Genomic DNA, 19,585 nt, shown 5'->3' on the forward strand with positions numbered 1-19,585 from the left:
CTTGAGATAAACTCTGCGAATATTATTTCAATATAAAAAATCATTCAAAAATATAAAACCTAAATGATTTGAATTGTGACTTATGTCACTTTTATAAATTGGTCTCTTTATAGATGATATAAAAAGCCATAATTAACGTAAAAAAACCAAAACTTTTTTTAAGCTTTTTGCTACTTATGAATTTTGAAAGAAACACGCCAATAACAATCCCGATAACCGAAATAAAAGTGAAAGTGAGTAAAAACAGCCACTCGATTTCGATGGTTTGAATATCGCCGGTAAACCCGATTAAGGAATTAATGGTAACTATGATCAAGGAGGTTCCCACAGCTTTTTTCATTGGAATATTTGCCCAAAGCACCAACGCAGGCACGTACAGAAAACCTCCACCTGCACCGATTATTCCTGTTATGGTTCCGATGACCAACCCTTGAATAAAGGTTTTGTAATACGCTTGTTTTTCGGCAATCAGGTCCGCTTCCTTTTTGTTTGTAATCATTGAATAGGAAGCCAATAGCATAATGATGGCGAAAAAAACCATAATGCCCATTTCCTTGGTTAAAGTGTAATTGCCAAAACTAAAAAGGGTATCTGGAATTCCAGGAACCAAATATCTACGCGATAGATACACCGCAATAAACGATGGGAACGAAAAGGCTAATCCGGTTTTGAAATCGACCAGTCCTTCCTTGAATTTTTGATAGGTGCCAACCATAGAAGTCGTGCCCACAACAAATAAAGAATACGCCGTGGCAATAATAGGGTTGTAGCCCAAAAGGTATACCAATAAAGGTACGGTAAGTATAGAGCCGCCTCCACCAATTAGTCCCAAAACCAAACCAACTATTAAAGCGCCAATGTATCCTAGGATTTGTGTCGTATCCATTTAGTGCGGTAGTTTGTCTTTTAAAACACCGTAAATAAATGTGCCTAATAGAGCTGCAGCAATTACAATAAGCATGCTGTAAACACCAGTGCCCAATAATATGTACATGGGCCCTGGGCATACGCCAATAAGCGCCCAACCTAAGCCAAAAATGGTTCCGCCAATAATATATCTGATAAATCCGCTGTCTTTTTTAGCTACAAAAATAGCTGAGCCTTTAATGCTTTTGATATATCCTTTTTTTGAGATTTGCAAAAACAGAATACCGGATGCAATGGCGGTTCCTATTATGCCATACATGTGAAAGGACTGAAAGCGAAACATCTCGTAAATACGGTACCACGATACGGCTTCGGATTTAACTAACACAATTCCGAAGAAAACACCGATCAATAAAAATTTTAAAAATTTCATAACTAAAAAATTAAAGGTAAAAGCAGGTTAGCCATAATTAATCCGCCAATAAAAAAGCCAATTACAGCAATTAAAGAAGGTTTTTGTAAACTACTCAATCCGGTTATAGCATGCCCAGAAGTACAGCCACCGGCATAACGCGTACCGAAACCAACAAGTAAGCCGCCCCCAATTAAAAGCAGTAAACTTTTTGTGTTTAATGTGTCTAAACTAAACACTTCGTTTGGAACCAATGTGGCTCCGGCATTTTGAAATCCCATACTTTGGAGTTCGGAAATGGTTTGCGGATTTAAATTGGTAACCGCATCGTTTGATAGGTAATGTGTAGCAATAAACCCGCCAATAATAGCGCCTAATACAACAACTAAATTCCAAATTTGATCTTTCCAATTGAACCTAAAAAAATCTGAAAACTTACCTGCGCCACCAATGGTACACAAGGTTTTTAGGTTTGACGACATACCAAATGTCTTTCCAAAATAAAGCAATAATGCCATAACCATGGCAATTAACGGGCCCGATACATACCAAGGCCATGGGTTTAAAATGTATTCCATAAATATGAGTTAAAAAGGCAAAGATAATTTTATTTATAGCTTTACCTTGTAATATACCATAGTTAATCTATTATAATTTTTTGCTAACTATGCAGGTGTTGCGTTATGCCATGCGGCAGTACCTTTATTAAAACCCGCCTGAACCAAACTTAAGCTTTAATGCCATTTCAGACAGAAAGCTTCGTTGTATATTCGCAATTACGATGTTAAAAAACGATTCAGCTATTTTGACGGAACCCCACTTAGCAAGGTTTAAAAGTTAAAGCCCCGTTAAATCTGTTAAACCAAATATAAATGTATAGTCAATAGGATTAACATTTTGTAAATTTATATAAAAAGTATATATGCGCATTTTAATAACAGGAGCAACAGGATTAATAGGGCAGCAGATTGTTAAGCTTTGTCATGATAAAAATATTGCCGTAAACTACTTGACCACCAGTAAATCCAAAATAGAAAACAACGAAAATTATCGAGGGTTTTATTGGAACCCTAAAACACAAGATATAGACACAAATTGTTTTGATGCGGTTGACGCCATTATCCATTTAGCCGGTGCAACCGTGTCAAAACGATGGACACCAGCATATAAAAAAGAAATTCTTTCCAGTAGAATTGATGGCACACAACTACTAATAAACGCTTTAAAAGGCGAAACACATAGTATAAAACAAGTAGTTTCGGCAAGCGCTGTTGGTATTTATCCCGATTCTTTGATTAATTATTACGATGAATCTTTTAAAGATTTTGATGATTCGTTTTTAAGCGATGTTGTGCAACAATGGGAATTTGCCGTTGATGGATTTTCGAAAGTGAACATTAATGTTTCAAAAGTTAGAATTGGTTTGGTATTATCAAACAGAGGTGGTGCTTTACAAGAAATGGTAAAACCTATAAAATTTGGTTTGGGTGCCGCTTTTGGCAGTGGAAAGCAATGGCAATCGTGGATACATATTAACGATTTGGCCCGCATATTTTTATATGTTATCGAGCACCAATTGAGTGGCGTTTATAATGGTGTGGCGCCAAACCCGGTTCCCAATTTAGAGTTAACAAAAACTATGGCTAACGTATTGGCCAAGCCTTTGTTTTTACCAAATATCCCTAAGTTTTTTATGAAACTCGTTTTAGGCGACATGCATACTTTATTGTTTCATAGCCAGCGTGTAAGCTCAAAAAAAATTGAGGATAAAGGATTCCAATTTGAAGCATACCATTTACAACCTGCTTTGGAGGATTTGTTGGGTTGAAAATCAAGTGGTTTATATTCAACGTTTACCGAAGACAACGTTTTTTTGTAACAAGCTCAAACCTAAATTATTGTAGATGCTTAAGGCCTTCATAAACCACAATACTTACGGCATTTGCTAAATTTAAGCTTCTAACATGTTCACTATATAAAGGTATTTTAAAAAGTTGATTTTTATGCTTTTCAATAATAGATTGTGGCAAACCAACCGACTCTTTCCCAAAGATTAAAAACAGATTATCTTTAAAAGGCATATCCCAATGGTTTCGGGTGCCATGGCTCGATAAAAACACCATGTCTTCATCTTTATTTATTTCGAAGAATTGTTCAATATTGTCGTAATAAGTAACCGATAAATGTTGCCAATAGTCCAAACCAGCCCGTTTTAACCGCGCATCGTCAATCTCAAAACCAAAAGGTTTTACTAAATGTAAATTTGAACATGAAGCTAATGCTAACCTGCCAATATTACCTGTGTTATTGGGTATTTCGGGTTCTATTAAAACAATGTTAAGTGGCATTATTTTTTGATGATTTTTAATACAATTAACCTAATTAATAATACAAACGGGAAGCCATGTAATAATACGTCAAACCAATCCATGAGCTGCATACCTTGTGCACCTCCAATCAACCATTTTAATTTTCCCCAAATATGTGGCTCAGGAAAAAAAAGGTGCAAGCCCCAATGTTAAACAGAGTAATAGCACGATTTTAAAATCCTTAAAAATCTTCAATGTTTTTAATTTAGAATAGAATTCACAAATTTGTTAATGGTTTTTATGCCCTCATGGGTAACATGCTTTACAAAAGCACTCCCAATAATGGCACCTTTGGCGTATTGCGTAGCTTGAGTAAATGTGTCGTTATTGCTTATCCCGAAACCTATAATTTGTGGATTTTTTAAACGCATATCCGCTATGCGCTTAAAGTATTGTGTTTGCACGTTGCCAAACCCCGATTGCGCACCCGTGGTACTGGCGCTACTTACCATATATATAAATCCGTTTGAAATGGAATCGATATATTTTATACGCTCTTCGCTGGTTTGTGGCGTTATTAAAAACACATTTATCAATCCGTATTTTTCAAAAATCGCCTGATATTTTTCGTGATACACATCAACCGGCAAATCCGGAATAATTAAACCGTCAATTCCAATTTCCTTGCACTTTTCACAAAACGCTTCAACACCATATTGAAATATGGGATTAAAATACCCCATAATAATCAAAGGGATATTAACCGTTTTTCTAATGTCTTTTAATTGCTCAAAAAGCACTTTGGTGGTCATGCCGTTTTTTAAAGCCTGTGTAGAACTGGCTTGAATGGTGGGGCCATCGGCCAATGGGTCGCTAAAGGGCAACCCGATTTCTATCATATCCACACCATTTTTTTCTAAATCCTGAATAATGGGAGCGGTATCGTCAAGGTTGGGGTAACCTGCCGTAAAGTATATAGATAGTAACTTTTTGTTTTCTTGTAACTTGGTTTGAATACGGTTCATAATAATATGTTTCTTTCATTTCCGCGAAGGCGGAAATCTTTAAATGCTAACTGTAATTTTATTTATAATAAATATGATAAGTCGTTCCAATCTGGGTTCATATCATTTATTAAACTCTCTTTCCATTTACGATTCCATTTTTTTATTTGGCGTTCTCATTTATTGAATTGTTTACATATTTAGTAGTTTCAAAATAAACGAGTTTGTTTACATTATATCTCCCCGAAAAAGTTTTTAAACTATTGTTTTTATGTTGTTTCAATCGTTCTTTTAATTGTTTTGAACGACCTACATAAAGAACAGTATGATTTTTATTTGTTAATATGTAAACGTAATGTAAATCCACTTTCGATTAAAAAGATTTCCGCCTTCGCGGATAATGACAAACAATTTATATTTTGAAATAATCAATATAATTCTCTAAATCCTTATCACCGCGACCGGACAAACTCACCACAACAACATCGTTTGGCTTAAAGGTTTTCTGCTCGAAAATAGCTAAAGCGTGCGAGCTTTCAATAGCCGGAATAATGCCTTCCAGTTTGCATAGTTCCAAACCTGCTTTCATCGCATCATCATCGGTAATGGCCATAAATTCGGCACGTCCCGTTTTACATAAATGCGCGTGCATGGGGCCAACACCCGGATAATCCAACCCTGCCGAAATGGAATAGGGTTCGGTGATTTGGCCGTCGCTGGTTTGCATCAATAACGTTTTGCACCCGTGGATGATGCCTTCTTTACCCAATACCGAAGTAGCGGCACTTTCGCCAGAATCAACGCCCAAACCAGCAGCTTCAACAGCAATTATCTTAACATCTTTTTCATGTAAATAATGGTAATACGTGCCAGCCGCATTACTGCCACCGCCAATACAGGCCACGACATAATCGGGGTTTTCTCTGCCTTCGTGCGCTTTGAGTTGCCATTTTATTTCTTCCGAAATTACGGCTTGAAATCGCGTAACCATATCCGGATAAGGGTGTGGGCCAATAGCCGAACCAATAATGTAATGCGTGTTTACGGGGTTGTTTATCCAATCGCGTATGGCTTCGTTGGTGGCATCTTTTAAGGTGCGGCTACCAGACAGAGCAGGAACCACTTTGGCGCCCAACATTTTCATTCTGGCAACGTTTGGCGCTTGTCGCGCAATATCGATTTCGCCCATATATACAATGCACTCAAGACCCATTAAGGCACAAACGGTAGCGGTTGCCACCCCGTGTTGTCCTGCACCGGTTTCGGCAATAATCCTGGTTTTGCCCAATCGTTTGGCCATAAGGATTTGGCCTATGGTATTGTTTATTTTATGTGCGCCTGTGTGGTTTAAATCCTCACGTTTTAAATAGATTTTGGTATTGTATTTTTCTGAAAGACGCTTTGCAAAATACAGCGGTGATGGGCGACCAACATAGTCTTTAAGCAATTGGTTGAATTCCTTTTGAAATTCTGGTTCGGCCATGACCTTAAGGTAATTTTGGCGCAATTCCTCTACGTTTGGGTATAGCATTTCTGGGATAAATGCGCCTCCAAATTCGCCGTAATAGCCTTTTTCGTTTACGTTGTAATTTTTCATATTTTTTTGTCATTCCCGCGAAGGCGGGAATCTGTTTAATTTTACTTCAATTTATAATGGATTCCGTATCAAGTACGGAATGACAAGTTCTTTTTAAATGCTTTTAAATTTTCAATATCTTTTAATCCGGGTTCTATTTCAAATTTACTGTTTAGGTCTACTGCGTAACAATATTTTGAGGCTTCGCTTTGTTGAAACTTTTTAAGGTCTGCAATTTGATTCAGTCCTATGCCACCACTTAAAAAGAAGGGTTTGGTTGAAGGGTAATCACGTAAAACATTCCAATCAAAAGTGTAACCATTGCCTCCTGGTAACTTGCCTTTGGTGTCGAATAAAAAGTAATCGCAAACAGCCTCATAAGGTTTTAATATATCGAAATTAAACTCATCCTTGATTGAGAATACTTTGATGATTTCGAAACTTTCGTCATTGCGAGACTTTTTTTCTAAGTGGAAGCCATCTGTTTCTTTTGATGAGATTACTTCGTCGTTTCTCTCTTCGTAATGACGTTTTAAAGCGTTACAATATTCCGGCGATTCGTTACCATGTAATTGAATGGCCTGTAAGTTATGTGCTTTTATTTTTTCTAATACAAAATCTAATTCGGCATCAACAAATACACCTGTTTTTTTTATTGATTGAGGTAATTCCGGAATTTGGTCTTTATCGAAATTCCTTGCAGATTTTTCATAAAAAATAAACCCAAGATAGTCAGGTTGCAATGCCGCAACTTGTGTGATATTATCTTGATATTTCATACCGCAGACCTTAAGCCTCACCCTAGCCCTCTCCAAAGGAGAGGGAATTGATTGCGCGATATGTTTTTTCTTTTTATTCATAAAAGTAATAGTTCTCTTCCTTTGGAGGAGTTAGAGGAGGCTTTTAATAAATTCTGTTGCGCTCGCTCCGGGATTATTGGTTTTCATAAAGTTTTCGCCTATTAAAAAACCTTGATAACCATAAGGTTTTAATTCTTTGATAGCTTCAATGCTACTAATGCCACTTTCTGATATTTTTACAAAATCGTTGGGAATGAGTGTACTTAATGTTTTGCTTGTTTCTAAACTGACATCGAAGGTTTTTAAATTTCTGTTGTTAACACCCAACATGTCTAAACTGGGCATGATGGATTTATGCAATTCTTCTTCGTTGTGCACCTCCAAAAGTACATCTAGATTTAGACTTTTTGCCAATTCTGAAAACTGCTTGATTTCGGCCTTCGTTAAAATAGCAGCTATTAAAAGGATAACATCTGCACCAAAACCCTTGGCTTCGAGAATTTGGTATTCGTCTATAATAAATTCTTTGCGCAGCAATGGTAAGCTACAGTTTTCGCGGGCAATAATCAAATCGTCAAGGAAACCGCCAAAATAGATTTCATCGGTTAAAACCGACATTCCGCAAGCGCCTGCATGCTCGTAACCCATAGCTACATCTTCAATTTTGACCGTATTGTTAATTACAGATTTTGAAGGCGATTTTCTTTTAAATTCTGCAATAATCCCCGTTTGACTTGTTCTTAATTTTTTTGATAGTGAAATAGTTTTTCTTTCAAAATAAGGTGTTCTTTCAAATATGTCAATAGGAATTAATTCTTTTTTTAAATCAACTTCTTTGCGTTTATCGATTACTATTTTATCTAATATATTCATTGTTTTAATCTTAAATTTTCAGCAATATAAATAACTGCATACTGCGTACTGAAAACTGCTTACTTTTACCTACTTAATTCAATTAATGTGTCTAAACTATTTTTTGCTTTACCGGAAAGCAGCGATTCTTTGGCCAATTCAAACCCTTCTTTATGGCTTATTTGGATTGTGGTGGCAATGGCTAAACCGGCGTTGGCACAAACAACATTGTTTTGGGCTTCGGTGCCTTTTCCGCTAATTACATTCACAAATATTTTAGCGGCATCATCAACGGTGTTACCTCCAAAAATAGATTCTTGTTTTATTTGGGAAACGCCTAAATCCTCAGGTGCAAATAGGGTTTCGGAATGATTTGAAATCACCTTGGTTTTTCCTGTTAAAGATATTTCATCATAACCATCCAAAGCATGCACGATACTGTAATTTTTATCGGTTTGCTGATATAAGTAGCCATACAAACGTTGCAATTCCAAATTAAAAACACCAACCATTTGATTTTTTGGAAACGATGGATTTACCATGGGACCTAACATATTGAAAAATGTTTTTACGCCCAATTCTCTGCGGATGGGCGCTACGTTTTTCATAGCTGGATGAAATAATGGTGCGTGTAAAACACAAATTCCTGCCTTGTCGATGGAATGTTTTAAAAAATCTTCGTCATTTGAAAATTTAATCCCTAAATGTTCCATAACGTTTGAAGAACCGCAAGCGGAAGACACACCGTAATTACCATGTTTTGCAACTTTAATACCTGCACCGGCTGATACAAATGAAGATAGCGTGGATATGTTGAAGGTGTCTTTTCCGTCGCCACCCGTTCCGCATAAATCCACAGCATTAAAATCTTTTAAATCAATGGCAATACATAATTCTAAAAGGGCATCTCTAAAACCTTGAAGCTCCTCGAGGGTAATGCTGCGCATCATAAAAACGGTTAAAAATGAAGCGATTTGGCTTTGGTTATACATACCGTTTGATATGTTTACCAAGACTTGTTTGGCTTCTTCGCTGGATATGTTTTCGTGATTTATTAACCGGTTTAATAGTTGTTTCATAGCCTAAGATTTAATCCAGTTTTTAAGAATTTGTTTTCCGTTTGGAGTCAACACCGATTCTGGGTGATATTGTACACCTTTTACATCGTATACTTTGTGGCGTAACGACATGACTTGTCCGTTTTCATCAAAAGAAGTGGCCTCTAAGCTGTCAGGTAAATTTGGATTAACTACCCATGAGTGATAACGACCAACTTCCATGTTTTTTTCTAAACCAGCGAATAAAGGTTCATCGTCAACAGTTATTTTCACTTTGGTTGCAACACCATGATAAACTTCGTCCAAATTAATAATTGAACCACCAAAAACTTCGCCAATAGCTTGTTGTCCTAAACACACGCCCAAGATGCTTTTTGTAGGTGCATATTTTTTTATTATGGCTTTTAGCAAACCTGCTTCGTCCGGAATCCCTGGACCTGGCGATAATACGATTTTGCTGAAAGGTTCAACATCTTGTAAGGTTAATTTATCGTTTCTAACTACGGTTACATCGCAGTTTAAATCTTCTAAATAATGAACCAAATTGTAAGTAAAACTGTCGTAATTGTCTATAACTAATACTTTCATAAGCCTCTTTTTATTTCCACAAAGGCGGAAATCTTTTTAAATTATTTTTTTATTTCAAAAATTGCTCCAACTTTCTAACTTCTAACTTCTAACTTCTAACTTCTAACTTCTAACTTCTAACTTCTAACTTCTAACTTCTAACTTCTAACTTCTAACTTCTAACTTCTAACTTCTAACTTCTAATTTTAGATATTTTCAGCCAATTCGATAGCTTTTGTTAACGCGCCCAATTTATTGTACACTTCCTGCAGTTCGTTTTCCGGGTTGGATTTTGATACTAATCCGGCACCTGCTTGCCAATGTAATTTATGGTTTTTACTTAAGAATGTACGAATCATGATGGCGTGATTAAAGTTGCCCTCAAAATCCATAAACCCAATGGCGCCACCGTAAAAGGTACGACTTGTTTTTTCGTACTGCTCGATAAGTTGCATCGCACGGTGCTTTGGAGCACCGCTTAAAGTACCGGCAGGAAACGTGTCCGCCACCACTTGCATGGTTGAGGTTTCTTTATGCTTTTGCCCCGTAACTTTACTTACCAAGTGGATAACGTGCGAGAAGAACTGCACTTCGCGATACGTATCGACAGTTACGTGGCTGCCGTTGCGGCTTAAATCGTTTCGTGCCAAATCTACAAGCATCACGTGTTCAGCATTTTCTTTATCGTCAACCGCCAATTGTTTTGCTAATTCGGCATCTTTTAAATCGTTTCCGGTGCGTTTAAAAGTTCCGGCTATGGGGTGGATTTCGGCTTTTCCGTCGCTTACAATGAGTTGTGCTTCGGGCGAACTGCCAAATATCTTAAAGTTTCCGTAGTCGAAATAAAACAAATATGGTGATGGATTTATACTGCGTAATGCGCGATACACATTAAACTCGTCGCCTTTAAATTCCTGCTGAAAGTTTTTTGATAATACCAATTGAAACACATCGCCCCTAGCACAGTGCTTTTTGGCTAATTCCACATGGGTTTTATACTCGTTGTCGGTTAAATTTGATGTGATTTCCCCGTTTGATTTAAAGTTGTAAGACGCAAAGTTTTTAGCTTTTATCAGATGAAGAATAGCATCGATATTGCTTTCGTTATTAAAACAATGTGCAAAAATATAAGCTTCGTTTTTAAAGTGATTTATAGCGATTATGTTTTGATATACCGCATAATAAACATCGGGGATTGCGATTGAATTTTCTTTTTTTGAAATATCTACATCTTCAAAATACCTAACGGCATCATAAGCGATATAGCCAAAAATCCCGTTGTTAATGAATTTGAATTTTTCAGAAGAATCTGCCTTAAATCGTTTTGTAAATTGATGGATTTCCTCTGATACATTTGTTGTGTTGTCTATGTTTTTTGATACCGAACTACCATCGGGAAAGGTTTGAGAAATAACCTCGTTTTCAACTTTAATCGACGCTATGGGGTTAAAACAGATATACGAAAAACTGTTGTCGTTGGCATGGTAATCGCTACTTTCCAACAGAATACTGTTTGGGTGTTTATCTCTAATTTTAAGATAAATACTCACAGGTGTAATGGTGTCTGCAAGAATTTTTTTGTAATGTGTTGTTAGCTGGTACATAGTTTTAAATTGAAAAAGGCTTGTCGTGAACGACAAGCCTTTTTTTGATATTTTTAAATTTTAAATACACTAAGGATTTACTTCACGAACGTAAGTTTGAAAAGCACCACCACCAAGTATGATTTAAAATTGTATTCATTATTTTTGTTTTATCCCAATGGCTATCGGGAGGTCAAATATAGAAATGAAAATAATATTACACAAAACTTTGGTCGATTTTTTATTTAAATGTTTGTTAAACTGTAATATTTACAACAAACAATTATTTATTTTTATGCTTATGAAATTTAAAGTGCTAATTTTTGCGATACTAATAACGGTTAGTTGTGCCAATAAAAACAAGAAATCCCAAGTTGCTATTAATACCGCTAAAAATGAAGTGGTAAGTAACTCGGATGAAAAAGACATAAATTTAGAAGTTTATGACTTTGCGGGTTTCGAGAAGTTTTTACATAAAAAAGATAATAAAATTTACGTGATAAATTTTTGGGCAACTTGGTGTGCGCCCTGTATTAAAGAGTTGCCATATTTTGAAAAACTAAATACGGAATACAGCAATAAAAATGTTGAAGTTATTTTGGTGAGTTTGGATTTTCCGCATTTGTACGAAAAAAAATTAAAGCCATTCATTAAGAAAAAACAACTACAATCTAAAGTGATTGCTTTGGATGATGCCGATATGAATTCATGGATTCCAAAGGTAGATGAGAGTTGGTCCGGATCAATTCCGGCAACGGTTATGTATAAAAATGAGGAGCGTAAATTTTTTGAGAAACCTTTTAATTATGAAGAACTAGAGGCAGAAGTAAATAAATTCTTAAAATAGAATAAGATGAAAAAGACTATTAAATTAATTTCGGCATTGGTCGTTGTGCTTATTGTGAGTGCTTTTACACTGGCAAAATCAAATAATGATACGGGCTATAAAATAGGTGATGTTGCCGAAGATTTTTCACTTAAAAACATTGATGGCAATATGGTATCCTTGGCAGATTACGAAGACGCCAAAGGATTCATTGTTATATTTACCTGCAACACCTGCCCATACGCCGTGATGTACGAAGATAGAATTAATGCCTTAAACAATAAATACGCCAGCAAAGGTTACCCCGTAATTGCCATTATGCCCAACAATACCAGCGTGCAACCCGGTGATAGTTTTGAGGCCATGAAACAACGTGCCAAAGAAAAAGGCTTTACGTTTCCGTACTTAATTGACGCGCAGCAAACGGTTTACCCAAAGTTTGGAGCCACAAAAACGCCCCATGTGTTTATTTTGCAAAAGGGAGATGGTTTAAACATTGTTGAATACATAGGAGCCATTGATGACAATTACAAAGATGCTTCGGCAGTAAAAACCAAATATGTTGAGGATGCTGTTGATGCGTTGTTAAACGGTGAAGAGATATTGCACACCGAAACCAAAGCGATTGGTTGTTCAATTAAAGCTTAAATGAATAATTAAGATTTCCGCGAAAGCGAAAATAAAAATATAATAATCCGGGGTTTTGTACTTCGGATTTTTTTTTCAATCATTATTTAATCGGATGTATTAAATTTGCAGAAATTAAATTAAAAGAAATGGAACATTTAAGTCAAGACGAGTGGGTATCGCAATTAGAGAACGATGATAATGCAGTTATTATTGATGTGCGAACAGATGATGAGGTAGCCGATGGAGTTATTAAAAACGCCATTCATATCGATATTTATAAAGGACAGGAGTTTGTTAATGAGATTGAAGCACTCGACAAAGACAAAAACTACTACGTGTATTGCAGGTCTGGGAACAGAAGCGGGCAAGCCTGTAGTATTATGGGGCAATTGGGTTTTGAGAACGCCTATAATCTTGAAGGTGGTATTTTGGAATGGGAAGGCGATCTGGTAGATTTAGATTAAAAATTTTAAAATGAAAAAAGCAATAGTCGGCATCGTATTTCTATTTCTGGGAGTAACGCTTATTGGGTGTAATAAAAAAACTGAAGCCAAAGTGGTTTCGGCAAAAGAGGTGCAAACCCTTTTAGAGTTAAATAACGTGCAGTTAATTGATGTTAGAACCCCAAAGGAATTTAAAGAAGGTCATATTGAGAATGCTCAAAACATAGATTTTTTGTCATCTACTTTTACAGAAGACATAAAAACGTTAGACAAAGAAAAACCAATCATTGTTTACTGCCGTTCGGGAAAAAGAAGTGCCAACAGCACTAAAAAGCTACAGGAAGCCGGTTTTACCGAAATATACGATTTAGAGGGCGGCATACTAAAATGGAAACAAGAAGGTTTTAAAACACAGTAAGCTTTTAAAGAGGCTGTCTAAAAAGTCTCTTTCCATGTCATATTGAGCTTGTCGAAATATTTTAACTTATTGATAATCAAGATCGGTTTCGACAAGCTCAACCTGACAAATTAAATTCAATAGACTTTTTAGACAGCCTCTTTTTTATAAAATCTATTCATACACAAATATTTAGTATATTTACTTCACTCCAAATAGTGAGCCTTCATCTTAAATGATTTATTTCATTTATTATAAAAATCAAACTCTCCTAAATCATTTTTAATAGCACACTATATAATAGATATATAGTTATTAACCAACCAAATAATTTTAATTATGATTAAAAAAACAATTTCAGTACTGGCTGTTATTGCCATGGTATTTAGTGCCGCGGTAACAGCAAATGCCCAAGAAGACAAATCGTATACTATGTGGGAAAACATTTTGTTAACACCTGATAATACTAAATTAAAAGTATTATCGGAAAACATGAGAAAACACAATGCGCAATACCATAAAAAAGCACCGTATAATGCCACCGTTTACAATATAGTTTCCGGACCCAATTCGGGAAAGATTATCTGGCAAATGGGACCAATGAATTTTAAGCATAACGATACACGCCCAGGCGAAGGCGGACACGATGAAGATTGGAGGGATAACGTGATGCCGTACATAAAAAAAATGCATACCATTGAGTATTGGACCCAAAACGATAAATTATCTAATACCAGCATGTTAGCAGGAGAAAGTATTACTCATCCGCTTTTATTTGTAAGAGTTGGCGAGATTGAAAAGGATCACGTGTCATCGGTCAATCAGTTTTACAAATATGTAAGTGAAACCGTTAAAGCTATGGAAGGCGATAACCCTTGGGGCTTGTATTATAACGAGTTCAGACAGGGTAATTTAGGGCGCCATGTGGCTTCGGTAAGTTTTTATAAAAACTGGACCGAATTTGACGAAGATGAGAACAATTTCAAAAAGACTTTTGAAAAAGTACACGGCGAAGGAAATTGGCAAATGTTTTTAGATATGGCCAACAGAACTTTTGCCGATTCCTGGGACGAAATATGGATGTATAATCCTAAAATGAGCGGTCATTAACAACCATTTTTAATAAGGCTCTCAACTTACTTAAAATAAAAAAACCTTTGGTGTCATTTATGCATTTCAAAGGTTTTTTATATTTAATAATTCGTTCAACTTCTTTTTGGGTACTTTACCTTTTTTATTTTTTGGCACCGTTGCTTTTTTATATTTTTACTTGAAATAAACTGAATATAGCATTTATAAACTTCCTAAGAGAAAACGTTATGGAAAATGGTTTCGTAATATTATCAATAGTAGCATTATTGTTTTTAAGTATATATGGGTATACTTATGGTTCTGTGGCATTGGCAAAGATCAAACAAAAGAAAGCTGAAAAAAAAGAATTGATGAATGAAGAAATGAGACTTGAAGAAAGAAAAAGAAAACAAGCCATGAGAGATGAAAAACTAAGAAAGCAAAATAAAAGACGCGAAGAAATTAAACACGAGCTTAAATTGCTTGAAGAAATGAAACGCAATAACGAAAGGCTTAATACCATGCGTGTTGAAACAATGAAGGAGAAAAAAGTAAGCTAAAAATTAAATTATAAAATTGAAAAACGCGATGTTTAAAATTTAAACATCGCGTTTTTTTTGATTCTATTTTTAAAGTTTAACAACCGTTATTTTTCCCTTTTTTGAATTTTTGAGGTATTGGCAAACTTTTCTATAATTATTTTAGGGTTGTTATATAAATAAAGCGCACTCGAACCCGATAGTGAAACCGATATGTTATCGGTAACCTCAAGCGTAACATCACTCGACGTTTCAGAGGAAAGGCTACAGTTTGTAACCGTAAAGTTTTTGCCGTTAAACTGCGAGTTGTTATCCGTTCTCAACAACAAATTATCACAATCCCCTTCAATGGTGGCATTGGTGCGTTGGTACAAATCGGCTTTTAAAACAGGCGATTGTATTAAAGCCTCCAACTTACTGTAACCATTTAAAACAATTTGGGTGCTATCGGCAGTTAAATTAAGTTTAACCTTAGATTTGTCCAGACTTTCCATATTAAAATTGTTGGACTGTATGGTTAATCCAGCTTTAGAGCTTCCAATGGTTTTAAGGCTGGCATTATTTAAATCCATTGTGGCTAACGAGAGTATTTCGCCATTTTCACGAGTTTCAATATGTCTTAAAGCACCATCGTAATTCACCTTTATATTCAATCGTTTTTTCGAAGTAATTCTTTTTGTTTTATTAAAAGTAAGGACACTATCGCGCACATTAAAAGTGATAAACTCATGGAGGTTTTCATCCGTTTCAACTAAAACCGATGGTTCTTTGTTAAATATTATTTCAATTTCAAAATCCTCATCAACAATAATGCTGTGAAATGAATTTATAGGTGTTCGTAAAACGGTTACATTTCTGTTGCCTTTCACTTTCTCTGTATTTTGGGCTTGGGTTGCGAAACAAATACTAAATGTAAAAAGTAATGAGAGCAGTGTTTTGTTCATTTTATTTACGGATTAATTATTAAATGGCTTGTAATTATCAATTGGACACAGCTTAATACACTCGGTCACTAACAAAGATATTGTAAAACGGCCCTAAAAACTTAAAAGCTGTTTTGCTAAAACCTAAAATCTTCGGGTTTGTATTGAAAAAACGGCTGCATATCGCTGTAGCTATTAAAGATAATATAATAAATGTCATAATTGCATGTGGTTAATCTAATGTATGATAAAAATCATGTTTTAGCAGACTTATTAAATAGAACTTTGCATAAATAAATGAAGCAATAAAAAAACAGAAATTATGAGAATTTTAAATTTAACGAGTATTATAACATTATTTATACTTACGGCTTTTTCTACCGAAAGATGTTTTGGGCAGGAATTTAAACTTGATAACAGCCAATCTACTGTAATTGTACACGGAACTTCAAGTTTACATGATTGGGATATAAAAGCCGAATCACACACAGGACACATCACATTTAAAGATATAAACACTGGCGAAATTGATAAACTGAATGTTGAGATTATGGCAGAATCTTTAAAGAGTGGAAAAAGGGCCATGGATAAAAACACCTATAAAGCCTTAAACACAAGCGAATTTAAAAAAATAACTTTTAGTGCAACTACTGCCAAGGTTTTAAGCCAAATTTCAGAATCTAAATATAAAGTGGAGGTTGTGGGGAACTTAACAATCTCTGGAAAAACCAACAAGGTTACTTTAAAATTTGATATTGAAATCGATAGCAATAAAATAGAACTGAACGGAGAAAAAAGTATAAAAATGACAGACTTTAATATAGACCCTCCAAAAGCATTACTCGGAACCATAACAACAGGAGACGACATAACCATAAAATTTAAATCAATTTTTAAAAAATAGTAAAGCAATAAATAAAACAAAAATTTAGAAGTATGAAAACAATTTTTAAAAACACATTAATTATAGCATTAGTGCTAACAGGGTTTAGCATAAGTGCTCAGAGTAGAAAGCTTGATAATTTTAGGCAACCCGATAAAAGCGGATTAAATGTATTTGAGGCGCCAAAAGACTCAATAACAACCTTTGATGGTGTAAAAGTAAGAATAGGCGGTTCATCAACGCTTCAATATCAGGATTTGAGCCATGAAAACTCAGGAGCTGTTCCTTTAAAGGAAATAGGAGGCAACTTTAACTTAGCCACCGCCAATTTAGATTTAGACGTTGTATTATATGATGGTGTTAGAATGCATTTACGTACATACCTATCATCACGTCATCACCCAGAACCATATGTAAAAGGCGGTTATTTTCAAATAGATAAACTGGATTTTATCAGCGAAGGGTTTTTAAGTAATTTTATGAAGCATGCAACCATTAAAGTTGGACACATGGAAAACAACTACGGTGATGCTCATTTTAGAAGATCTGATAACGCACAAGCCATTTACAACCCGTTTGTGGGCAACTTAATTATGGATGCATTTACAACTGAGGTTGGTGCCGAATTGTACTACCAATGCGATAGTGGATTTTTAGGAATGGTTGGTTTTACCAATGGTAAACTAAACCAAGCTGTTGACAATCCTGGTACTGGCGGAGCTTCTTTCTTAGCTAAATTAGGTTACGATAAGCAGTTTAATGATGATTTCAGATTCAGATTAACAGGATCGTTATACAACACAGGAGCTGTAAGAACATCGTACTTATACAGTGCAGATAGAGCAGGTTCTAGATACTATTTAGTGTTGGAAGATGAAGATGCTTCAACAAAAGGTAATTTCAGATCTGGACGTTATAACCCGAATTTAAGAAATAAAATTACGGCTATTATGTTTAACCCATTCTTGAAGTACCAAGGTTTAGAGTTTTTCGGAACTATTGAAACTGCCAAAGGAAAAGCAGATTCTGAAGCAGAAGAAAGAACAGCTAAACAGTTTGCAGGTGAGCTTATTTATAGATTTGGTGCTACCGAAAACTTTTATTTAGGTACACGTTACAATAAAGTTGACGCCGAGGAAGCCAATGGAGATGATGTTGAAATATCAAGATTCCAATTAGGCGCAGGTTGGTTTATGACCAATAATATTTTATTGAAACTTGAATATGTTTCTCAAAAACACGACGGATACAATACCAGCAGTATTTTTGATGAAGGAAAGTTTAACGGATTTATGGCAGAGGCTGTAATTAGTTTCTAAATAGTTTTTTTAAAAGATTATATCAAGTCTCGGTGTTTACGTTTGAATTTAATTTTTTAAATTTATAACTAACATTGAGACTTGTTTGTTAAAGGCCTATATGATGAAAAAGATTTTATTATTTTTTCTGATGCTAATTGTTTTGGGGTTTACATATATTGAAACCGTAAAAGAAACAGCTGTACATATAACTCCCGAAAGTAGTCTGATTATAAAAGGAAAAACTAATATAAATAAATTTGATTGCGAATTTGATGTACAGAATTTAGAAAGCCGAATTCCGGTTTTATTTGAGCTTTTAGATGGTATAATGGTTTTTAAGGAAACCCAGCTTGTTTTGAATAATTCTTGTTTCGATTGTGGTAATAGAGGTATGAATAAGGACTTTTATAACTTGTTAAATTCCGATGAACACCCCAACATAACTCTCAAATTAAAAAAAATAGAAGGTCATCTTTCAAAAAACAACATAGTACATGCCAATATAGATATAGCTATTGCGGGGATAGTAAATTCGTATGATTTGCCCTTAAAATTTGAAGGCGATAAAACGATGAACGTTTCCGGGGTTTTAGATGTAAATATCTGCGATTTTAACCTAGAGCCTCCTAAAAAAGCATTGGGACTTATAGTTGTTGATGACTGGATACAAATTCATTTTCAACTGAAAATCCAAGAACATTAAGAAATTAATTTAAAACCCCGGAATGATTAATTCCGGGGTTTTTTTGGTTGGTCATTTTTTGGTTGGATTATTGGGCCTACTGTTTTCTAACACTGCCGGACGAGCTCTTGTTTTTATTCACTTTTTCCGGATTGCCATAATATTTAATATCGCCGCCACTGGTGGCTTTTGCAGTAAGCTCTTTTACGGTGTTTACCGAAATGTCTGCGCCGCTTGTTGCTTTAACCTGACTGGATTCGGCAATTAAATTCGATGCTTTAATATCGCTGCCACTGGTTGCTTCGGCAATGAGTTTTTCGGTTTTACCGGATAGTTTTAAATCGCTGCCACTGGTCGATTTACATTCCAAAATCGAGGTATTTACATCTAATTTCATATCGCTACCACTAGTCGATTTCAATTTCAAATGGTGGGCACTAATGGTGTTTGTTGCGTATACGTCGCTACCACTTGTTGAGGTGATGGCCGAAATATCCTTAAAACTAACCATTACTTTTTTGGCTGTAGCTTTACCAATATTTTCTTTGGTGTGAATTTTTAATACACCGTCAACCACTTCGGTTAAAATAAGTTCGTGTAAATTTTCGTCGGCTTCAACCGTTAGGCTCACATGGTCGGCTTGTGTTAAATACACATCTAAACCTTCGGTGGCTTTAATAGCTGAAAATGATTCGCTAATAGCCCGTTCTTCAATTTGTACATTACCATTGCCACGAACGCCAGAGTTCATGTTAATATCAAAATTACATGATACCAGGGTTAAACTCAATAAAGTAGCTACGATAATTTTTGTTAGTGTTGTCATAGTTGTTCGTTTTTTGATTAATTACTTTTTGATGAT

24 protein-coding genes are annotated in these 19,585 nt (G+C 35.3%); 10 read left to right on the top strand and 14 right to left on the bottom strand.

Features of this window, described 5'->3' with window-relative positions; all coding sequences use genetic code 11:
- Positions 1-91 precede the first annotated feature (91 nt).
- From ACN5J7_RS04790 to ACN5J7_RS04800, 3 genes are read right to left on the bottom strand one after another with little or no spacing between them, the layout of a single operon-like run.
- Positions 92-886 carry a sulfite exporter TauE/SafE family protein gene (locus ACN5J7_RS04790; protein ID WP_311941311.1) on the bottom strand — a complete coding sequence of 265 codons (795 nt, stop codon included), beginning with the start codon at positions 884-886 and terminating at the stop codon, positions 92-94.
- Positions 887-1,300 carry a DUF6691 family protein gene (locus tag ACN5J7_RS04795; RefSeq protein ID WP_311941315.1) on the bottom strand — a complete coding sequence of 138 codons (414 nt, stop codon included), beginning with the start codon at positions 1,298-1,300 and terminating at the stop codon, positions 887-889.
- Positions 1,301-1,302: 2 nt separating this feature from the next.
- Complete coding sequence (locus ACN5J7_RS04800) at positions 1,303-1,857, bottom strand: YeeE/YedE family protein (RefSeq protein ID WP_418603030.1); 555 nt, start codon at positions 1,855-1,857, stop codon at positions 1,303-1,305.
- A 344-nt stretch (positions 1,858-2,201) separates the two neighbouring features.
- On the opposite strand from ACN5J7_RS04800, the gene ACN5J7_RS04805 reads away from it, so the two are divergent.
- Entirely contained in the window at positions 2,202-3,107 is a 906-nt protein-coding gene (locus ACN5J7_RS04805; RefSeq protein WP_418603031.1) for a TIGR01777 family oxidoreductase, read from the top strand.
- 67 nt (positions 3,108-3,174) lie between these two features.
- Here the strand turns inward: ACN5J7_RS04805 and ACN5J7_RS04810 are convergent, their stop codons facing one another.
- From ACN5J7_RS04810 to ACN5J7_RS04850, 9 genes are all read right to left on the bottom strand, one after another.
- Positions 3,175-3,627, bottom strand: coding sequence for a tRNA (cytidine(34)-2'-O)-methyltransferase (locus tag ACN5J7_RS04810; RefSeq protein ID WP_311941325.1), 453 nt, complete (start codon positions 3,625-3,627; stop codon positions 3,175-3,177).
- A 221-nt stretch (positions 3,628-3,848) separates the two neighbouring features.
- Positions 3,849-4,613, bottom strand: a complete 765-nt coding sequence (gene trpA, locus ACN5J7_RS04815; protein WP_418603033.1) for a tryptophan synthase subunit alpha — start codon at positions 4,611-4,613, stop codon at positions 3,849-3,851.
- Between the two features lie 142 nt (positions 4,614-4,755).
- Positions 4,756-4,959, bottom strand: coding sequence for a GIY-YIG nuclease family protein (locus ACN5J7_RS04820; protein WP_418603034.1), 204 nt, complete (start codon positions 4,957-4,959; stop codon positions 4,756-4,758).
- Between the two features lie 45 nt (positions 4,960-5,004).
- A complete protein-coding gene (gene trpB, locus ACN5J7_RS04825; protein WP_418603036.1) occupies positions 5,005-6,189 on the bottom strand; it encodes a tryptophan synthase subunit beta in 1,185 nt (394 codons plus the stop codon).
- 68 nt (positions 6,190-6,257) lie between these two features.
- Positions 6,258-6,947, bottom strand: coding sequence for a phosphoribosylanthranilate isomerase (locus tag ACN5J7_RS04830; protein WP_418603038.1), 690 nt, complete (start codon positions 6,945-6,947; stop codon positions 6,258-6,260).
- 111 nt (positions 6,948-7,058) lie between these two features.
- Positions 7,059-7,841 (bottom strand): indole-3-glycerol phosphate synthase TrpC, encoded by a 783-nt coding sequence (gene trpC, locus ACN5J7_RS04835; protein WP_418603039.1) that lies wholly within the window; start codon positions 7,839-7,841, stop codon positions 7,059-7,061.
- 65 nt (positions 7,842-7,906) lie between these two features.
- Entirely contained in the window at positions 7,907-8,899 is a 993-nt protein-coding gene (gene trpD / locus ACN5J7_RS04840; RefSeq protein WP_418603040.1) for an anthranilate phosphoribosyltransferase, read from the bottom strand.
- 3 nt (positions 8,900-8,902) lie between these two features.
- Entirely contained in the window at positions 8,903-9,466 is a 564-nt protein-coding gene (locus ACN5J7_RS04845; RefSeq protein WP_418603042.1) for an anthranilate synthase component II, read from the bottom strand.
- 185 nt (positions 9,467-9,651) lie between these two features.
- Entirely contained in the window at positions 9,652-11,049 is a 1,398-nt protein-coding gene (locus tag ACN5J7_RS04850; RefSeq protein ID WP_418603043.1) for an anthranilate synthase component I family protein, read from the bottom strand.
- A 280-nt stretch (positions 11,050-11,329) separates the two neighbouring features.
- Between ACN5J7_RS04850 and ACN5J7_RS04855 the strand changes: the two genes are divergently transcribed.
- From ACN5J7_RS04855 to ACN5J7_RS04880, 6 genes are all read left to right on the top strand, one after another.
- Positions 11,330-11,875: a TlpA family protein disulfide reductase gene (locus tag ACN5J7_RS04855; protein ID WP_418603044.1), complete on the top strand. Its 546-nt coding sequence runs from the start codon at positions 11,330-11,332 to the stop codon at positions 11,873-11,875.
- A gap of 6 nt (positions 11,876-11,881) precedes the next feature.
- Positions 11,882-12,502, top strand: a complete 621-nt coding sequence (locus ACN5J7_RS04860) for a thioredoxin family protein (RefSeq protein ID WP_418603045.1) — start codon at positions 11,882-11,884, stop codon at positions 12,500-12,502.
- Positions 12,503-12,630: 128 nt separating this feature from the next.
- Complete coding sequence (locus ACN5J7_RS04865; RefSeq protein ID WP_418603046.1) at positions 12,631-12,948, top strand: rhodanese-like domain-containing protein; 318 nt, start codon at positions 12,631-12,633, stop codon at positions 12,946-12,948.
- 10 nt (positions 12,949-12,958) lie between these two features.
- Positions 12,959-13,345 (top strand): rhodanese-like domain-containing protein, encoded by a 387-nt coding sequence (locus ACN5J7_RS04870; RefSeq protein WP_418603047.1) that lies wholly within the window; start codon positions 12,959-12,961, stop codon positions 13,343-13,345.
- Between the two features lie 318 nt (positions 13,346-13,663).
- Positions 13,664-14,434 (top strand): hypothetical protein, encoded by a 771-nt coding sequence (locus ACN5J7_RS04875; protein WP_311941365.1) that lies wholly within the window; start codon positions 13,664-13,666, stop codon positions 14,432-14,434.
- Between the two features lie 209 nt (positions 14,435-14,643).
- Positions 14,644-14,955 (top strand): hypothetical protein, encoded by a 312-nt coding sequence (locus ACN5J7_RS04880; RefSeq protein WP_311941368.1) that lies wholly within the window; start codon positions 14,644-14,646, stop codon positions 14,953-14,955.
- An 86-nt stretch (positions 14,956-15,041) separates the two neighbouring features.
- Here the strand turns inward: ACN5J7_RS04880 and ACN5J7_RS04885 are convergent, their stop codons facing one another.
- The gene (locus ACN5J7_RS04885) at positions 15,042-15,878 is read right to left on the bottom strand and encodes a GIN domain-containing protein (protein WP_418603049.1); all 837 of its coding nucleotides are present in this window, start codon (positions 15,876-15,878) and stop codon (positions 15,042-15,044) included.
- Between the two features lie 301 nt (positions 15,879-16,179).
- Here ACN5J7_RS04885 and ACN5J7_RS04890 point away from each other — a divergent pair, with 301 nt between their 5' ends.
- From ACN5J7_RS04890 to ACN5J7_RS04900, 3 genes are all read left to right on the top strand, one after another.
- Positions 16,180-16,761 carry a YceI family protein gene (locus ACN5J7_RS04890; protein ID WP_418603050.1) on the top strand — a complete coding sequence of 194 codons (582 nt, stop codon included), beginning with the start codon at positions 16,180-16,182 and terminating at the stop codon, positions 16,759-16,761.
- Positions 16,762-16,793: 32 nt separating this feature from the next.
- Positions 16,794-18,059: a hypothetical protein gene (locus ACN5J7_RS04895; protein WP_311941377.1), complete on the top strand. Its 1,266-nt coding sequence runs from the start codon at positions 16,794-16,796 to the stop codon at positions 18,057-18,059.
- 103 nt (positions 18,060-18,162) lie between these two features.
- Positions 18,163-18,744 carry a YceI family protein gene (locus ACN5J7_RS04900; protein ID WP_418603052.1) on the top strand — a complete coding sequence of 194 codons (582 nt, stop codon included), beginning with the start codon at positions 18,163-18,165 and terminating at the stop codon, positions 18,742-18,744.
- A 76-nt stretch (positions 18,745-18,820) separates the two neighbouring features.
- Here the strand turns inward: ACN5J7_RS04900 and ACN5J7_RS04905 are convergent, their stop codons facing one another.
- A complete protein-coding gene (locus ACN5J7_RS04905) occupies positions 18,821-19,549 on the bottom strand; it encodes a head GIN domain-containing protein (RefSeq protein WP_418603053.1) in 729 nt (242 codons plus the stop codon).
- Positions 19,550-19,585: the final 36 nt, after the last annotated feature.

The sequence above is a fragment of the Hwangdonia sp. genome, assembly GCF_048381975.1.
In the GTDB taxonomy this organism is placed as follows: domain Bacteria; phylum Bacteroidota; class Bacteroidia; order Flavobacteriales; family Flavobacteriaceae; genus Hwangdonia; species Hwangdonia seohaensis.

What these genes read in the sequence shown, in the direction of transcription:
- ACN5J7_RS04790 (WP_311941311.1), bottom strand. Translation starts at nt 886, where the DNA reads ATGGATACGACACAAATCCTAGGATACATTGGCGCTTTAATAGTTGGT.
- ACN5J7_RS04795 (WP_311941315.1), bottom strand. Translation starts at nt 1,300, where the DNA reads ATGAAATTTTTAAAATTTTTATTGATCGGTGTTTTCTTCGGAATTGTG.
- ACN5J7_RS04800 (WP_418603030.1), bottom strand. Translation starts at nt 1,857, where the DNA reads ATGGAATACATTTTAAACCCATGGCCTTGGTATGTATCGGGCCCGTTA.
- ACN5J7_RS04805 (WP_418603031.1), top strand. Translation starts at nt 2,202, where the DNA reads ATGCGCATTTTAATAACAGGAGCAACAGGATTAATAGGGCAGCAGATT.
- ACN5J7_RS04810 (WP_311941325.1), bottom strand. Translation starts at nt 3,627, where the DNA reads ATGCCACTTAACATTGTTTTAATAGAACCCGAAATACCCAATAACACA.
- trpA (WP_418603033.1), bottom strand. Translation starts at nt 4,613, where the DNA reads ATGAACCGTATTCAAACCAAGTTACAAGAAAACAAAAAGTTACTATCT.
- trpB (WP_418603036.1), bottom strand. Translation starts at nt 6,189, where the DNA reads ATGAAAAATTACAACGTAAACGAAAAAGGCTATTACGGCGAATTTGGA.
- ACN5J7_RS04830 (WP_418603038.1), bottom strand. Translation starts at nt 6,947, where the DNA reads ATGAAATATCAAGATAATATCACACAAGTTGCGGCATTGCAACCTGAC.
- trpC (WP_418603039.1), bottom strand. Translation starts at nt 7,841, where the DNA reads ATGAATATATTAGATAAAATAGTAATCGATAAACGCAAAGAAGTTGAT.
- trpD (WP_418603040.1), bottom strand. Translation starts at nt 8,899, where the DNA reads ATGAAACAACTATTAAACCGGTTAATAAATCACGAAAACATATCCAGC.
- ACN5J7_RS04845 (WP_418603042.1), bottom strand. Translation starts at nt 9,466, where the DNA reads ATGAAAGTATTAGTTATAGACAATTACGACAGTTTTACTTACAATTTG.
- ACN5J7_RS04850 (WP_418603043.1), bottom strand. Translation starts at nt 11,049, where the DNA reads ATGTACCAGCTAACAACACATTACAAAAAAATTCTTGCAGACACCATT.
- ACN5J7_RS04855 (WP_418603044.1), top strand. Translation starts at nt 11,330, where the DNA reads ATGAAATTTAAAGTGCTAATTTTTGCGATACTAATAACGGTTAGTTGT.
- ACN5J7_RS04860 (WP_418603045.1), top strand. Translation starts at nt 11,882, where the DNA reads ATGAAAAAGACTATTAAATTAATTTCGGCATTGGTCGTTGTGCTTATT.
- ACN5J7_RS04865 (WP_418603046.1), top strand. Translation starts at nt 12,631, where the DNA reads ATGGAACATTTAAGTCAAGACGAGTGGGTATCGCAATTAGAGAACGAT.
- ACN5J7_RS04870 (WP_418603047.1), top strand. Translation starts at nt 12,959, where the DNA reads ATGAAAAAAGCAATAGTCGGCATCGTATTTCTATTTCTGGGAGTAACG.
- ACN5J7_RS04875 (WP_311941365.1), top strand. Translation starts at nt 13,664, where the DNA reads ATGATTAAAAAAACAATTTCAGTACTGGCTGTTATTGCCATGGTATTT.
- ACN5J7_RS04880 (WP_311941368.1), top strand. Translation starts at nt 14,644, where the DNA reads ATGGAAAATGGTTTCGTAATATTATCAATAGTAGCATTATTGTTTTTA.
- ACN5J7_RS04885 (WP_418603049.1), bottom strand. Translation starts at nt 15,878, where the DNA reads ATGAACAAAACACTGCTCTCATTACTTTTTACATTTAGTATTTGTTTC.
- ACN5J7_RS04890 (WP_418603050.1), top strand. Translation starts at nt 16,180, where the DNA reads ATGAGAATTTTAAATTTAACGAGTATTATAACATTATTTATACTTACG.
- ACN5J7_RS04895 (WP_311941377.1), top strand. Translation starts at nt 16,794, where the DNA reads ATGAAAACAATTTTTAAAAACACATTAATTATAGCATTAGTGCTAACA.
- ACN5J7_RS04900 (WP_418603052.1), top strand. Translation starts at nt 18,163, where the DNA reads ATGAAAAAGATTTTATTATTTTTTCTGATGCTAATTGTTTTGGGGTTT.
- ACN5J7_RS04905 (WP_418603053.1), bottom strand. Translation starts at nt 19,549, where the DNA reads ATGACAACACTAACAAAAATTATCGTAGCTACTTTATTGAGTTTAACC.